The organism is Pseudomonas sp. GM48, from assembly GCF_000282335.1.
In the GTDB taxonomy this organism is placed as follows: Bacteria; Pseudomonadota; Gammaproteobacteria; order Pseudomonadales; family Pseudomonadaceae; genus Aquipseudomonas.
Genome location: NZ_AKJM01000136.1, coordinates 41254 through 56311, shown reverse-complemented (window position 1 = coordinate 56311; position 15058 = coordinate 41254). Strand labels below are relative to the sequence as shown.

General features: G+C 61.7%; 12 protein-coding genes and 1 pseudogene. 7 read left to right on the top strand and 6 right to left on the bottom strand.

Going from position 1 to position 15058, the window contains the following annotated elements:
• Positions 1 to 166: 166 nt before the first annotated feature.
• A complete protein-coding gene (locus tag PMI28_RS03945; RefSeq protein ID WP_007991318.1) occupies positions 167 to 1060 on the bottom strand; it encodes a PA4780 family RIO1-like protein kinase in 894 nt (297 codons plus the stop codon).
• Positions 1061 to 1405: 345 nt separating this feature from the next.
• On the opposite strand from PMI28_RS03945, the pseudogene PMI28_RS31705 reads away from it, so the two are divergent.
• Positions 1406 to 2596, top strand: a pseudogene (locus PMI28_RS31705) (cache domain-containing sensor histidine kinase); the annotation flags it as partial.
• 90 nt (positions 2597 to 2686) lie between these two features.
• On the top strand, positions 2687 to 3454 hold the full coding sequence (locus PMI28_RS31700; RefSeq protein ID WP_371319548.1) for a methyl-accepting chemotaxis protein: 768 nt from the start codon (positions 2687 to 2689) through the stop codon (positions 3452 to 3454).
• A 256-nt stretch (positions 3455 to 3710) separates the two neighbouring features.
• On the opposite strand, the gene PMI28_RS03955 is transcribed toward PMI28_RS31700, so the two are convergent.
• Complete coding sequence (locus PMI28_RS03955; RefSeq protein ID WP_007991314.1) at positions 3711 to 4988, bottom strand: acetyl-CoA C-acetyltransferase; 1278 nt, start codon at positions 4986 to 4988, stop codon at positions 3711 to 3713.
• Between the two features lie 264 nt (positions 4989 to 5252).
• Here PMI28_RS03955 and PMI28_RS03960 point away from each other — a divergent pair, with 264 nt between their 5' ends.
• The 3 genes from PMI28_RS03960 (at position 5253) to PMI28_RS03970 (ending at position 10522) form a co-directional block, all read left to right on the top strand.
• Positions 5253 to 6605 carry a 3-oxoacyl-ACP reductase gene (locus PMI28_RS03960; protein WP_007991313.1) on the top strand — a complete coding sequence of 451 codons (1353 nt, stop codon included), beginning with the start codon at positions 5253 to 5255 and terminating at the stop codon, positions 6603 to 6605.
• A gap of 2 nt (positions 6606 to 6607) precedes the next feature.
• The gene (locus PMI28_RS03965) at positions 6608 to 7462 is read left to right on the top strand and encodes a MaoC family dehydratase (RefSeq protein ID WP_007991311.1); all 855 of its coding nucleotides are present in this window, start codon (positions 6608 to 6610) and stop codon (positions 7460 to 7462) included.
• Between the two features lie 318 nt (positions 7463 to 7780).
• Positions 7781 to 10522, top strand: coding sequence for an ATP-binding protein (locus PMI28_RS03970; protein ID WP_007991309.1), 2742 nt, complete (start codon positions 7781 to 7783; stop codon positions 10520 to 10522).
• Between the two features lie 135 nt (positions 10523 to 10657).
• Here the strand turns inward: PMI28_RS03970 and PMI28_RS03975 are convergent, their stop codons facing one another.
• From PMI28_RS03975 to PMI28_RS03990, 4 genes are read right to left on the bottom strand one after another with little or no spacing between them, the layout of a single operon-like run.
• A complete protein-coding gene (locus PMI28_RS03975) occupies positions 10658 to 11221 on the bottom strand; it encodes a DUF4136 domain-containing protein (RefSeq protein WP_007991307.1) in 564 nt (187 codons plus the stop codon).
• A gap of 55 nt (positions 11222 to 11276) precedes the next feature.
• Positions 11277 to 11885, bottom strand: coding sequence for a DUF4136 domain-containing protein (locus PMI28_RS03980; protein WP_007991305.1), 609 nt, complete (start codon positions 11883 to 11885; stop codon positions 11277 to 11279).
• 12 nt (positions 11886 to 11897) lie between these two features.
• Positions 11898 to 12647, bottom strand: a complete 750-nt coding sequence (locus tag PMI28_RS03985) for a methyltransferase domain-containing protein (protein ID WP_007991302.1) — start codon at positions 12645 to 12647, stop codon at positions 11898 to 11900.
• Positions 12647 to 12949 (bottom strand): MazG-like family protein, encoded by a 303-nt coding sequence (locus PMI28_RS03990; RefSeq protein ID WP_007971343.1) that lies wholly within the window; start codon positions 12947 to 12949, stop codon positions 12647 to 12649. The genes PMI28_RS03985 and PMI28_RS03990 overlap by 1 nt, the downstream gene beginning before the upstream one ends.
• A gap of 261 nt (positions 12950 to 13210) precedes the next feature.
• Between PMI28_RS03990 and PMI28_RS03995 the strand changes: the two genes are divergently transcribed.
• Positions 13211 to 13504 carry a hypothetical protein gene (locus PMI28_RS03995; protein ID WP_007991300.1) on the top strand — a complete coding sequence of 98 codons (294 nt, stop codon included), beginning with the start codon at positions 13211 to 13213 and terminating at the stop codon, positions 13502 to 13504.
• Positions 13505 to 13665: 161 nt separating this feature from the next.
• Positions 13666 to 15015 carry an MATE family efflux transporter gene (locus tag PMI28_RS04000; protein WP_007991298.1) on the top strand — a complete coding sequence of 450 codons (1350 nt, stop codon included), beginning with the start codon at positions 13666 to 13668 and terminating at the stop codon, positions 15013 to 15015.
• Positions 15016 to 15058: the final 43 nt, after the last annotated feature.

Here is a 15058-nt window from a genome sequence, read left to right as displayed (position 1 = left end):
GGCTATTCCCTGTGGGAGCGGGCTTGCTCGCGAAGGCGGTGTGTCATGCAACATTGATGTCTACTGATACGACGCCTTCGCGAGCAAGCCCGCTCCCACATTAGTTCTCCTGTGTCTGGAAGCAGGCACCCACAAAAAAACCGGCCGAAGCCGGTTTTTTATCCGATCACTGCATCCACGGTGGAGGCGGCTCTTCGGTCTTGCCCGGTGGAGCATCGTCCGCCGCGCGTGCCGCTTGCTTGCGTTCTTCATCCAGGCGTGCGGCCTCGATTTCGCGCATGATGCCGCCCACGTCGGCCAGATCTTCCGATTCGGCGAACTCGCCGGTCAGGACGCTGGCCGGGTGCAAGGTGCCAGCCTCGTACAAGGCCCACATTTCCTTGGCGTACTTGGTCTTCTTCAACTCCGGCGCAAACCGCCCGAAGTAGGACGCCATGTTGCCCACGTCACGCTCCAGCATGCTGAACGCGTGGTTGTTGCCCGCCGCGTCCACCGCTTGCGGCAGGTCGATGATCACCGGGCCGGTCGGTGTCAGCAGCACATTGAATTCGGACAAGTCGCCGTGCACCAGGCCGGTACACAGCATCAGCACGATCTGGGAAATCAGATACGCGTGATACTCGCGAGCCTGATCCGGCTCCAGCACCACATCATTCAGACGTGGCGCGGCATCACCGTACTCGTCGGCCACCAGCTCCATGAGCAGCACGCCTTCAAGGAAGTCATACGGCTTGGGCACCCGCACACCGGCATTGGCCAGGCGAAACAACGCCGCCACTTCGGCGTTCTGCCAGGCGTCTTCGGTTTCCTTGCGCCCGAACTTGGAACCCTTGGCCATGGCCCGGGCCTGACGGCTGTTGCGCACCTTGCGGCCTTCCTGGTACTCGGCCGCCTGACGGAAACTGCGTTTGTTCGCCTCCTTGTAAACCTTCGCGCAACGTAACTGGTTACCGCAGCGCACCACATAAACAGCTGCTTCTTTACCACTCATGAGTGGGCGCAGCACCTCGTCGACCAGACCGTCCTCGATCAGGGGTTCAATGCGTTTTGGAGTCTTCATCAGCTTTTATTGTGGGTCCTTTATTACCAAACACGCGAAAGTCATTCGTTATACGGCAATCCACTCACCGGGGGGAGGGGTTGCCGACTTATGAGCATTGCAGAATGCACACAATGTGCCGGTTTCATCAGATAAAACCGACCACCGCCACGGATCGTTCCAGATCATAGCCGAGCCTGCGTCACTTGTTGTGCAAGGGTATTGAGGGCAATTGCGACAGAAACTGACACCACTGTTCATACCTTCCGTAGGATTTTTCCAAACAGGCCTCAATTTCCTCCGACAACAGCCGAAGTCCTTAGTGACAGAGTGATTTGTCCGACAATCGCTGCCACAACAAAAGCGATGCCGCACTCAAGGACCCGGGTTGACCAAGAACGTTTACGGCTGCCAAAAAACCGCGAGTCATCTGCACTGCGTGGGCCTACAAGAAAATCTGGAGCGCGGATGAACATCAAACAGAAGTTGACCTGGGCGTTTGCAATCATCGCCTGCCTGCCTGTGGTACTGGTCGCCACCCTCGTTGTGCTGAACCTGCGCAGTGATGCCAGGGACGAATTCATCGACGGCAGTGCCCGCGAGATTCGTCAGGTCAGCAATGCCATGCAGTTGTTCTTTGACGGCATCAGCCAGAACGTCGATTACCTGGCCAGGCAGCCGTTGATCCGAAACTCCGACGACAGCCTCAAGACCTACATGGCCGCCAACGCCGAGAGCATCCCTCAAGGCGAGGCGGACAAAAAAGTCTTCACCCTGCTCCAGGACCTGGGCAACAGCCACCCGGCCTACGCCTATGCCATCCTCGGCACGGCGGCGGGCGGTTACGTGTCGTGGCCGGATGATCCGAAACTGAGCAACTACGACCCGCGCCAGCGCCCCTGGTACAAGGCCGCCCAGGCCAAACCGGGCAAGCCGTTCCGCACCGAGGCCTACTACTGGGCCCAGGACGACGCGACCTACGTCAGCACCGTGCGCACCATCGACAACAAGCTGGGCACCAACGGCGGCGTGGTCAGCATCGACGTGACGCTCAAGCAGCTCACCGAAATCGTCAAACAGATCAAGCTCGGCGAAACCGGCTACCTGATGCTGCTGGAAAACACCGGCACGGTCCTGGTGGATCCGAAACAACCGGAACACAATTTCAAACCGCTGAACAGCCTCGGCGACGGCTACGCGCAACTGGCCAAGGCCGGCAAGGGTCTGGTGGAAGTGGAGCTCAACGGCGAGCGCTACATGGCCAACGTCTGGCCATCGGAGCAACTGGGCTGGACCTTCATCGGCCTGATCAAACAGAACGACGTGATGAGTTCCGCGACCCAGTTGACCTGGTTGATCGCCATCATCGCCGCCGTTCTGGCCGTCGTCTTCGCCATCGTCGGCGCCAGCTTTGCCAGCCTCATCGTGCGTCCGATCCGCAGCGTGGCCAGCGGCCTGGAAGGCATCGCCCAGGGCGAAGGCGACCTGACCCAGAACCTGCAAATCCGTGGCAACGACGAAACCGCGCAACTGGCCAACTGGTTCAACCAGTTCCTGACCGCTATTCGCAACCTGATCCAGAACATCGGCGGTGCGGCGGGCAAGATCCTCGCCACGTCCAAGAGTTCGACCCAGGTTTCCAGCGACATGGCCGAAGCCGCCGGGCGCCAGCGTGAAGCGGTGGACATGGTATCCACGGCGTTCCACGAAATGGTCGCCACTGCCAACGAAGTCGCACGCTCTTGCAGTCAGGCTGCGGAGTCTGCCGACAGTGGCCAGCGCCAGGCGCGCGAAGGTCAGCAGCAGATCGATGCGGCGGTGAACAGCGTGGATCGCCTGAGCCAGGAAATCGAACAGTCGGCCCAGTCGATGCAACAGCTCGAACGCGACAGCAACGACATTCAGTCGATCCTCGGGACTATCCGTTCGATTGCTGAGCAGACCAACCTGCTGGCACTGAACGCCGCTATCGAAGCGGCCCGGGCTGGTGAACAAGGTCGCGGTTTTGCCGTGGTGGCCGATGAAGTTCGAGCTCTGGCCAAACGCACGGCCGACTCCACGGCGGAAATCGACGGTCTGCTGGGCAACCTGGCCAAACGCACAAGCCAGGTGACCCAACAGATGCACGCCAGCCTGGAGGTGTCCCAGCAATCGGTGACGCGCATCGGTGAAGCGCGCAACAGCTTCGGGCAGATTCGCGAGTCGGTGGACGTGATCCGCGATATGAACACCCAGATCGCCACCGCGGCGGAACAACAGCATCAAGTGGCCGAAGACATCAATCGGCACATTAGCCAGATCCATGGCGATGCGCAGTTGGTGGCGGAACTGGCCAACTCGGCGCGCCTGGATTCCCAGAGCCTGGCCGGGTTGTCGAATGAGCTGGACGGGTTGGTGCGCAGGTTCCGCACCTGATTTGCAAACTCACCACTAAACCCTGTGGGAGCGAGCTTGCTCGCGATGAGGCCATCAGCTTCAATATCTATGTTGACTGATAGACCGCCATCGCGAGCAAGCTCGCTCCTACAGGACTTGTGCCAGGCACAGCTTATTTGCCGCCCCTGAAAACCTGTGGGAGCGGGCTTGCTCGCGAAGAGGGCATCAGCTTCAACATCAATGTTGACTGCTATACCGCTTTCGCGAGCAAGCCCGCTCCCACAGTTGTTTTTGCTCAGCGCTCGATGATGGCGGTCACGCCCTGCCCGCCCGCCGCGCAAATCGAAATCAGTCCCCGCCCCTTGCCCGCCGCGTCCAGCAGCTTCGCCAGGTTGGCGACGATGCGCCCGCCCGTGGCGGCAAACGGGTGCCCCGCCGCCAGTGAACTGCCCTTGACGTTAAGTCGGCTGCGGTCAATCGAGCCCAACGCCGTGTCGAGGCCGAGACGGGTTTTGCAATATTCCGGATCTTCCCAGGCCTTCAATGTGCACAGCACTTGAGCGGCGAAGGCTTCATGGATTTCGTAGTAGTCGAAGTCCTGCAAGGTCAGGCCATTGCGCGCCAGCAAACGCGGCACAGCGTAGACCGGCGCCATCAACAACCCTTCCGCGCCGTTGACGAAATCCACCGCCGCCGCCTCGCCGTCGCGCCAGTAGGCAAGAATCGGTAACCCGCGAGCCTTGGCCCATTCTTCGCTGCCCAGCAGCACCAGTGACGCACCATCGGTCAGTGGCGTGGAGTTGCCTGCGGTCAGGGTGCCCCTGGCGCTTTTCTCGTAGGCCGGCTTGAGCGCGGCGAGCTTTTCCAGGGTCGAATCCGGGCGCAGGTTGTTGTCGCGGGTGAGCCCCAGGAACGGTGTCATCAGGTCGTTGTGCCAGCCTTCGGCGTAGGACGCGGCCAGCTTCTGATGGCTCTCAAGCGCCAATTGATCCTGTGCTTCGCGAGGGATGTTCCAAGTCTGGGCCATCAACTCGCAATGCTGCCCCATGGACAGCCCGGTACGCGGCTCGCCGTTGCGCGGGAACTCGGGGATCAGATGTTTGGGGCGCAATTGCAGGAAGGTTTTCAGTTTGTCGCCGGTGGTCCTGGCGCGGTTGGCTTGCAGGAGGATCTTGCGCAGGCCCTCGCTGACACTGATCGGGGCATCCGAGGTGGTGTCCACACCACCGGCAATGCCGCAATCGATCTGGCCCAGGGCAATCTTGTTCGCCACCAGCAACGCTGCTTCCAGCCCGGTGCCGCACGCCTGCTGGATGTCGTAGGCCGGGGTGGCGGGCGACAGTCGCGAACCGAGTACACACTCACGTGTGAGGTTCATGTCCCGCGACAACTTGAGCACGGCGCCGGCGACCACTTCGCCGATGCGCTGGCCATGCAGGTTGTAGCGTTCGATCAGGCCTTCGAGGGCGGCAGTGAGCATCACCTGGTTACTGGCCGTGGCGTAGGGGCCGTTGGAGCGGGCGAACGGAATCCGGTTACCGCCAATGATCGCGACGCGGCGCAGTTGGGTCATGAAGAGCTCCTGATGAATTATCTGAACTGAACACGGCCCCTTGTGAGAGCGGGCTTGCTCGCGAAGGCGTCGTGTCAGTCGACATCAATGTTGCATGACACTCCGCTTTCGCGAGCAAGCCCGCTCCCACAGGGACAGCGTTGCACCATAAATCCTGCGACAAACTACTCTGCTGTAACCAAGCGTAGGCCTTATCTCGTGGATCGAACGACTGATCGCCACTCATGGTCCACACTTTGAATCCCAGCTTTCGGAGCGCGTTCCATGTCTGACCGCTATATCGACTTCGCCAATTCGTCCATCGGCCATCGCCTGGTCGGCGCTCTGGGGTTGCCGGCACCGACCCGACTGGAGCGCTGGCAGGCAGGCCGGCTGCGGCCCGTGGAAGGTGCGTTGCTGATCGGCGGCGGGCCGTTGGCGGAGCAAGTCAGCGCCCTCGCCAATCGTCTGACCGACGCGATCTACAGCTACGGCACCGAGCCTTCGATAGCGACCGCCTGGATTCCCGGCCACGGACCGAAACTCAAGGCCGTGGTGTACGACGCCAGTGATCTGCTGCACACCGATCAGCTCAAGCAACTGCGCGAGTTTTTCCAGCCGCTGATGAAAAACCTCGATCACTGTGCGCATCTGGTGATTCTCGGGCGCGATCCGCAAACCCTGCGTGACCCGTTCGCCGCCAGTGCGCAGCGCGCCCTGGAAGGTTTCAGCCGTTCCCTGGCCAAGGAGTTGCGCAACGGCGGCACCCTGCAATTGATCTACATCGGCGAAGGTGCCGAGGTGCAACTGGAAGGCCCGCTGCGGTTTTTCCTCTCACCCAAAAGTGCCTTCGTGTCCGGGCAGGTCATTCGCCTGAATCCATGCTCGACACCTGTCACCGACTGGACACGCCCACTCGCCGGACGCAAGGCTCTGGTGACCGGCGCGGCGCGGGGCATTGGTGCCGCCATCGCCGAGACCCTGGCCCGTGACGGTGCCGACGTTATCCTGCTCGATGTGCCAGCGGCCAAAACCGATCTCGAAGCTCTCGCTGCACGCCTCGGCGGGCGCAGCATCACCCTCGACATCTGCGCCGAAGACGCCGCCACGCAGTTGATCGAACAGCTGCCCGACGGCCTCGACATCGTGGTGCACAACGCCGGCATCACCCGGGATAAAACCCTGGCCAACATGACCCCCGACTTCTGGGACGCCGTACTGGCAGTCAACCTCAACGCACCGCAAGTGCTGACCAAAGCCCTGCTCGACAGCGGCACCCTGCACGACAACGGCCGGGTGATTCTGCTCGCATCCATCAGCGGCATCGCCGGCAATCGCGGGCAAACCAACTACGCGGCGAGCAAGGCCGGGCTCATCGGCCTAGCGCAAGCGTGGGCACCGCTGCTCAATGAGCGCGGCATCAGCATCAACGCTGTGGCGCCGGGGTTCATCGAAACGCAAATGACCGCGCACATTCCCTTCGGCCTGCGCGAAGCCGGACGACGAATGAGCTCGCTTGGCCAGGGCGGCCTGCCGCAAGACGTCGCCGAGGCCGTGGCCTGGCTCGCGCAACCGGGCACCGGTGCGTTCACCGGACAAGCGTTGCGCGTTTGCGGGCAAAGCGTTCTGGGAGCTTAAGGATGATCACCGACTGGTACACACTTAACCGCGAACCCAGCCTGCCGGGGTTGTACGCACGAGCGGCGACTCGGCGAAAAATCACTGGCACCTGCCTGCCCGATTCGGGTTTGCACTGCTGGGTCGATGTCGATCCCATGCGCCTGGCGGCCTATCGCAAGGTCTGTGGTTTCGCCGACAACGGCCTGCTGCCGCCGACCTATCCGCATATCCTCGGGTTTGCCTTGCAGATGCAGTTGCTCACGATCAGGGACTTCCCGTTCCCGCTGCTGGGCCTGATCCACCTGAGCAATCGCATTCGTGTGCGGCGCCCCATGGGCGGGGTGAGTCGGGTGCGCGTCAGCGTGCAAGTGCAGAACCTGCAACCCCACGCCAAAGGTGCGACGTTCGATTTGCAGACCACTCTCGACGACCAGTTGGGGCCGTTGTGGGAGGCGCAGAGCCGGATGCTCTGTCGCGGCGTAAAACTCGAGGGCGAACCGCTCGAAGAGCAACTGGCAAGCAGTCTGGCCTTGACCGAAGTCGAGCACTGGAAAGCGCCCTCGGACATCGGCCGGCAATACGCCAAGGTATCCGGCGACTACAACCCGATCCACCTGAGCGCGGCCAGTGCCCGACTCTTCGGCTTCCCGACTGCCATCGCCCATGGTTTATGGAACAAGGCGCGTACGCTGGCGGCGCTGGCCGGGCACCTGCCGACGGCGAATATCGAGATCGCGGTGCAGTTCAGGAAACCGGTACGGTTGCCCGGCGAGGTGACGCTACTGGCCAGTGCGCCGGGACCTGGCGGGGATTTGCAGTTGGTGGGTGCCGGGGATCTGGAGCATATGGTCGGGCATTGGCGGCCGGTTGCCTGATAAAGCTGAATGCCATGTTGCGCTATGGCACCGAGTGGCGGTGACGAGTGGCACGGTGACGACAGTTGAGGGCTTCCCCTCAACCATAGAATCTCCCACAGATCGGCGTACACAGATGCCCTTCACCACTCATCAGGCCGAGCGTTAGTGGGACTAAGCTTTGCGTTTGGTAAAAAACGTCCGTTTTGTCTGAATGATTCTATGCTGACATTACTCAGTGATAGTCAGGGTAGACGCACTCATGAAAGCCAGCCTCCCGGGCATCAGTCAGATGCCGAATCTGCCTGCGCCCCTCACAGCCAGTGCGAGCCTGCAATTTTGAGTGCCGGGGACAAACTGTTCGGGCGCCTGCTCCATCGCCATCCGCCGCCCCCGTCGGAGCCGCCAGAGGCGCTGCGGGTGCACAGCGTCGGATTGCAGATGCAGCTCAATGCCGAGGGGCGCGTCGTTCAACTGAGCGGTCCACTGCGGCACTTGCTGGTCCAGCCCCCTCCAGGCGCGCAGGCCCCGCATCTGCTCGACTTCCTGTTGCCCCACAGCAACCTCGTCATCGAAGGTGCGCCGGCGGACTGGCAGGGACAAACACTGGACCTGGACTTTTACAGCCTCAACGGTCCCCCGCTGCATCTGCGCGGCTGGGTGCAACCCTTGGCCGATGCCTGGTTGTTGCAGATGCTGGACATCGGCGACCTGCTGCTTGAGCGCAGGCAATCGCGCAACCGCGAACAATGCCAGATGCTGGCGATGCAAATCGCCGGACAGTTGCGCCTGTGCAGCCTGACGCGCCTGCACGAGATGCTGGCCGAACAACTGCAAAACCTGGCGCAGCGCTTTCAGATTCCGTGCATTGCCCTGGCCTTGTTCGATGAGCAGGAACAGGGTTGGCAAATTCACCAGCACTACGCGGCCTCAGATACACCGCAACTTTGGCAAAACGGTCAACGCCTGGGCACGGGACTGGACAGTTTGAGCGGCTCGGCGCCGCAGCACCTGAACCTGCGCGAACACCCGCGCCTGCAAGGCACGTTCGGCAATACCGATGGCTTCGCCGTGCCCTATCAAGACGCTCAAGGGGTGGTCGCCTGGTTGCTGTGCGGTTACTTCACGGCGCCACAACGTGCCCCCGATGTCACGGAACGCGACTGGCTGCAAATCACCGCCGCGCTCGCCTGTCCTTTGCTCGAACGCCTGCGCGAGCATCGGCATCATCTGCAACTGGAGCGCCTGGAATCGCTGCAATCCTTGTTGGGCACAGGTTGGTGGGAAGTCTTCGGCGATCTCGGCGACATTCAACTGGCGCCCTCGCTGGCCAGTACCCTGAACCTTGAAGCAACACGATTGCCCCTGCAAAACTGGCTCGCCCAAATACATCCCGCCGACCGCGAAGAACTGCGCATTCGCCTGCAAGACTTGCAGGACGCGAGTACGCCCCTGCTGCTGTGCGTGCGTTTGCATCGCGCCGATGACACCCTCGCGCCGGTCTGGTATCGCCTGCAAGGTCAAGCCCTGGGCGTGGGGAAAAGCCGTCGTGTGGTGGGCTTCATGCTCGACATCAGTGACATCAAGAACCAGGAGCAGAACGCTGCCGCCGCCCATGCGCGCCTGAACAATCTGATCGCCAGTTCACCGGCGGTGATTTACCTGCAGCGCTATGTCGAAGGTGCGTTGCAACCGGTGTTCTTCAGCGACAGCCTGATGCCGTTGCTCGGCTGGACCCTCGCCGACTGCGCCCCCGGGACGCTGGCGACGCGGGTGCATCCCGACGACCGCCTGCAGTATTTCGAGCGCACCCGCCAGTTGCTGCGTAAAGGCTCGGTGCGTGCCCGCTATCGGCTGCGCGACAGTCGTGGCGGCTATCACTGGCTGCTCGATGAAGCCCGATTATTGCGCGACGACCTCGGCCTGCCGGTGGAAGCCGTGGGCCTGTGGCTGGACGTCACCGATGCGACCCTGGCCACCGAACAGGTCAGGCAAAGCGAAGAACGCTACCGGATTCTGGTGGAAGACTCGCCGGCGATGATCTGCCGCTACCTCCCGGACTTGACCCTGACCTTCGGCAACCGTCCGTTGGCGACTTATCTGGAACTGGCGCCCGAGCAACTGCCGGGGATGAATCTGGGCAGCTGGATGTCCGGGGAACAGCGCGATGCATTCATCCGGCGGCTGAACCAATTGAGCCCCGAGTTTCCGGTCAGCACCGCCGAGATCAACTTGCAACTACCCGGCCGCGAACACGCCTGGTGGGTCTGGTCCGATCGCGGGGTATTTGACGAACAGGGCCGGTTGCTCGAAGTTCAGGCCGTTGGGCGCGACAACACCGAAGTGCGGCGCTCGCAGCAGCAGCTCACGCAAAGCGCGAAAATGGCCACCCTCGGTGAAATGGCCACCGGCCTGGCCCATGAGATCAACCAGCCGTTGAATGTGATGCGCATGGCCGTCGTCAATGTGCTCAAGCGCCTGAACAACGGCGACGCGCAGGTCGATTACCTGATCGACAAGCTCAATCGCATCGACGCGCAATTGCAGCGTGCCGCACGGGTGGTGGACCACCTGCGGGTATTCGGCCGTCGCTCGGAAATCGAGCAGCAACCGTTCAACCCGACCCAGGCCATCGAAGGCACGCTGTCGCTGCTGTCCGAGGACATGCATGGCAAAGGCGTCGACCTGCGCATCAGCGAGTGCAGTTTTGAAGTGCAGGTGCGCGGCCATGTCGATCAGCTTGAACAAGTGCTGATCAACCTGATGGTCAATGCCCGGGATGCATTGCTCGGCAAGCGCGAGGCCAACCCCGGGTTCAAGCCGTGGATTTCCCTGTACGCCGAACGGGACACCCACTTGGTACGCCTGTGGGTCGAGGACAACGGCGGCGGTATCGACCCGCGTTTGCTGGAGCGGATTTTCGAGCCGTTCTTCACCACCAAAGCGGTCGGCGTCGGCACCGGTCTGGGGCTGTCGGTGAGCTATGGCATCGTTGAAAACATGGGCGGCAAACTGAGCGCCAGGAACTGGGCCGAGGGCGCGCGCTTCTGCATCGAACTGCCGATCGTGACGCCGGACTAGATCACCAGAGCTGGGCGTCCCGGGTGACAACTGAGGTTGGCACCTGCCTCAACTTGTTCAGGTCGATCCTCAGGCTCGCCAGCGCACCATAAAAAAACCCCTGTGGGAGCACAGGGGTTGTAGGGCCGGCGGATTCTAGGAGGTGTGCGGTGGATAGTTGGCCAATATCCGCGTGACTGTTTCCCAGATGGCATCGCGACGATCCGACGGGTTCGGCGTGCGGCTGAGTATCTGTTCGTCACTGCCGCGCCACACCAGTTTGCCGTCCTTGCCATCAAGCAGGTCGATCTGGATGGTCGCCACTTTGTAGCTGACATTGCGCGTTTCGTTGTACATCGGTGCGCCGTAGTAGCCATGCCACGGGTTTCCCCACCCACCGCCGTAATTGGTGGTCACCTGTTGTTGCCGCTCTTCGACAATCAGGTAGGCCTGTACATTCAAGTCACCCTTGGCACCTGCGGCGGCCGGGCGCAGACCACGTTGATCCAGTTGATCGGCAACTGCCTGACGGACGCGCTGTTCGGTCAGGTCGCTCTTGATCCGTGGATCATCGGGACGGTATTGCAGGGCGGGTTCTTTCCAGGTCCAGCTGCGATAGGCAGCAAAGTCGCGGCTGGCGTCGAAGTCATGATTGACCTGGTTGGCGGCGCAGGCACTGAGCAGCGCGGCCACTGCCAGTAAAACAAAACGGCGGAACATGATGATTCTCCGGTTGAAGACATGATCCTGTGGAACGCTTCTTATCTACAAGAAGCTAACTAGGAGGATACGCCGACATTGCCTTTTCCACAGCTTCCCGTATGGCATCGGCCCGCTCGCTTTCGCTGCCCCGGTTGCCGGTTTCAGCGCTGGAGCTCCACACCGGCTGACCGCTTTTGGCGTCAAACATATCCACCTGCACGACCACGACCTGTTCCTGATAGGTACGGATGATCGGCACGGTGGCGTATCCGCCATATCCAGGGCCGTAACCGTTGTAGCCGCCATAACCGCCGCCGTAATAGTCGTCCCGAACCTGACGCAAGCGGGTTTCCATCCGCAGGTCGGCGCTGACAAACAGGTCGGCCGGGCGATTGTCGTGCAATGGGCGCAAGCCGCGTTGATCCAGCGCATTGCTGACTGCTTCGGCGACTTGCGCCGAATCGGCCCAGGCGGTGCCCGCTGGCAGATGCCCATCGAGCCAGGCCCAACTGCGGTAGCGTCCATAGTCTCGCGGGGCTGCCGGGTAAGCGCTGCGGTCAAAAGTGGTGGCGGCCTGGGGTGGCGCCGGTGGCAAAGGGTTGGACGTGGCGACATAAGGGTTGCTGCCTTGACAGGCGGCCAGCCCCAGGCAGAACACCAGTACACCTGAATGATTTTTCATTTCGAGCTCCGATCAAACAGGCCGACAGATCCAGTGCAAGTAACGCCCAAGCCCGGCAAAGCTTGGATGACGACGGTGGGCCAGTTCCATTTCCAGCAGGTCCACCAGCTCGGCGCGGGCCTGGAATTCCACTGGCATGTAATCGTGAAAAACCCGCACTCCACTCTTGCTTTCGACCTTCCACAGACCTTCAAGTAGCGCCGCCAGCTCGCGCGGATCAAGGGGCTGTTGCGGGGTCAGGCTCTGCTTTTCGCCGGCCATGTCGTTCTTGCGCATCTTGCGGAAATGGCCCTTGAGCAAGTTGCGATAAATCAGCGCGTCGCGGTTGTAGAACGCCAGGGACAGCCAGCCGTCCGCCTTGGTCAACTGATGCAGCACCGGCAGGATGGCGTGGGGTTCGGCCAGCCACTCCAGCACGGCATGGCACAGCACCAGGTCGTAGGGTTCGGTGAGCTGCCCGAGCAGTTCCTGCCACGGTGCCTGAATGAACGTGGCGCTCTGCCCGGCTTCGGCAAAGCGCTGACGGGCGCCTTCGAGCATCGGTTCGGCAGGCTCGGCGAGGGTCACCTGATGGCCGCGCTGGGCCAGCCACAGCGACATGTGGCCAAGGCCGGCGCCGATGTCCAGAACGCGCAGCGGCCGGTCGGGCAAGGTTTCGGCCAGATCGGCCTGCAACACCGCCAGACGGATGGCACCTTTGGCACCGCCGTAGATTTTTTCGGCGAAACGGGTCGCCAGTTGATCGAAATGGCGGTCGCTCATCAGCTGAACCTCCGTTCGCTGTCCGCCAGTTTGCTGCGCACCACGGCTTCCATGTCCAGACCCAGCTCGCTGCACAACAGCAACAGATAAAGGACAATGTCACCGACTTCCTGCCCGGCGTGGGCGAGTTTGTCCGCCGGCAACTGGCGTGACTGGTCCTCGGTCAGCCACTGGAAAATCTCCACCAGCTCGGACATTTCCACGCTCGCGGCCATGGCCAGGTTTTTCGGGCTGTGAAATTGCCGCCAGTCATTGCGGTCACGGATGGCGTGCAGGCGTTCGGTCAGTTCAACAAGGTTCATCGGGCTCTCCTGAAGGCGTATAGCTTCGGGGGGATGACGAGTGAAGGCAAGTGACAAAGATTGAGCGGTTGGCATTGTTTTTTTGTGGGAGCGGGCTTGCTCGCGAAGACGGAGTGTCAGTCGAATCATTTTTAACTGGACAGCCGCTTTCGCGAGCAAGCCCGCTCCCACAGGTATTGTGCAACGCTCTATGCTTGTGGGAACTCGGCAGCATGATCGACAGCCCAAGACTCAATTCTCTTTAATCAGGATGCCCATTCCATGCAGGTAGAAGGTTTTTCCGAATGGCTCGGCCAGGTACTCGGCTCGATCATCCGCTTCATCGTTGATGGCCTCAGTGGGCTGTTCAATCTGTTGAGCAACGCCAGCAGCAACTTTGTCGAAGGCTTGTCCAGCGCGCTGGGCATGGACACCTCGATCGTCAGTATCGTGACCTTGATCCTCGGGCTGATACTGCTGTGGTCGGCGATCCGCGCATTTCTCAATGCGTCGTTCATCATGGGGATCATCTGGTTGATGCTGGGGCTTTGGTTACTCAGCTGGATCATTCACTGACACCACCGAACACCTGTGGGAGCGGGCTTGCTCGCGAAGAGGGAGTGTCAGTCGAATCTTTATTAACTGGACGACCGCTTTCGCGAGCAAGCCCGCTCCCACAATTGATCGCGGCTTGCTCTCGATGTGCCGCTACAATGCCGACTCCCCAAGGAGCCTGCATGTCCAACCTGACCGCCGACTGGCGCGACCGCCCTACCCATCGCCGGGTCTGGGCACTCGCCGCGCCGATGATTCTTTCGAACATTTCCGTACCGCTGGTGGCGCTGGTCGACAGCACCGTCATCGGTCACCTGCCCCACGCTCATCAACTCGGCGCCGTCGCGGTCGGGGCCAGTCTGTATACCTTCCTCGCCTGGGCCATGGGTTTTCTGCGCATGGGCTCCACCGGGTTCGCCGCCCAGGCGGCCGGGCGCGGGGATGGCGCGGCTTTGCGGCAGATCCTGTTGCAAGGCCTGTTGCTGGCTATCGGCCTGGCCATTGTGTTGGGTGCGGTGGGCGTGCCATTGAGCGGGGTGGCGTTGCATTTCATGCAACCGTCGGCGGAGCTCGATCAACTGACCCGCGAGTTCTTCCACACCCGTCTGTTTGGCCTGCCGGCGGCGCTCGCCAGCTATGCGCTGGTCGGCTGGTTCCTTGGCACCCAGAATGCCCGGGCGCCGCTGGCGATTCTGCTGAGCACCAACCTGGTCAACATTGCCCTGAACCTGTGGTTCGTCCTCGGCCTGGAATGGGGCGTGGTCGGTGCGGCCCGGGCCTCGGTGATTGCCGAATGGACGGGGGCGCTGATCGGTTTGCTGATGACCCGCAAAGCCCTGCGCGCCTATCCCGGTCACATCGTCTGGGCAGCGTTGGCGCTGTGGCAAAGTTGGCGGCCATTGCTGGCGGTCAACCGCGACATTTTCATCCGCAGCCTGGCGCTGCAATCGGTGTTTTTCCTGATCACCGTGCAAGGCGCGCGACTGGGCGACGCCACGGTCGCTGCCAATGCCCTGCTGCTCAATGGATTGTTGCTGACCGCCCACGCCCTCGATGGCCTGGCCCACGCCGTCGAAGCGTTGTGCGGGCATGCTCTTGGTGCCCGCGACCGCGATGCCCTGCGCCGTTCGCTGGTGGTGGCATGCGGCTGGTCGTTGCTGGCGAGCCTGGGCTTTGCCGCGCTGTTTCTGTTTGCCGGGCACTTGTTCATCGAGATGCAAACCGATATTCAGAGCGTGCGCGACACCGCGTTCATCTACCTGCCCTACCTCGCCGTACTGCCGCTGATTGCCGTCTGGAGTTACCTGCTCGATGGCCTGTTCATCGGCGCCACCCGCGCCCGGGAAATGCGCAACGGCATGCTGCTGACAGTGGCGCTGGTGCTGCCTTTCGGCTGGGCATTGCAAGGCTGGGGCAACCATGGCCTGTGGATAACCTTTCTGGTGTTCATGCTGCTGCGCAGTCTGACCCTCGGTGTGATTGCCTGGCGTCTGCGCCGCAACGATGGCTGGTTCGCCAGCGGCACTCACTGAGGGGGCGGGACAGCCGTCGAATAGACCGCACCATCAATTTCGA

Coding starts and splice junctions, on each gene's coding strand:
- PMI28_RS31700 (WP_371319548.1), top strand. CDS start 2,687: ATGGCCGAAGCCGCCGGGCGCCAGCGTGAAGCGGTGGACATGGTATCC.
- PMI28_RS03955 (WP_007991314.1), bottom strand. CDS start 4,988: ATGACCCAACTGCGCCGCGTCGCGATCATTGGCGGTAACCGGATTCCG.
- PMI28_RS03985 (WP_007991302.1), bottom strand. CDS start 12,647: ATGAGCGACCGCCATTTCGATCAACTGGCGACCCGTTTCGCCGAAAAA.
- PMI28_RS03975 (WP_007991307.1), bottom strand. CDS start 11,221: ATGTTCCGCCGTTTTGTTTTACTGGCAGTGGCCGCGCTGCTCAGTGCC.
- PMI28_RS04000 (WP_007991298.1), top strand. CDS start 13,666: ATGTCCAACCTGACCGCCGACTGGCGCGACCGCCCTACCCATCGCCGG.
- PMI28_RS03995 (WP_007991300.1), top strand. CDS start 13,211: ATGCAGGTAGAAGGTTTTTCCGAATGGCTCGGCCAGGTACTCGGCTCG.
- PMI28_RS03980 (WP_007991305.1), bottom strand. CDS start 11,885: ATGAAAAATCATTCAGGTGTACTGGTGTTCTGCCTGGGGCTGGCCGCC.
- PMI28_RS03945 (WP_007991318.1), bottom strand. CDS start 1,060: ATGAAGACTCCAAAACGCATTGAACCCCTGATCGAGGACGGTCTGGTC.
- PMI28_RS03965 (WP_007991311.1), top strand. CDS start 6,608: ATGATCACCGACTGGTACACACTTAACCGCGAACCCAGCCTGCCGGGG.
- PMI28_RS03990 (WP_007971343.1), bottom strand. CDS start 12,949: ATGAACCTTGTTGAACTGACCGAACGCCTGCACGCCATCCGTGACCGC.
- PMI28_RS03960 (WP_007991313.1), top strand. CDS start 5,253: ATGTCTGACCGCTATATCGACTTCGCCAATTCGTCCATCGGCCATCGC.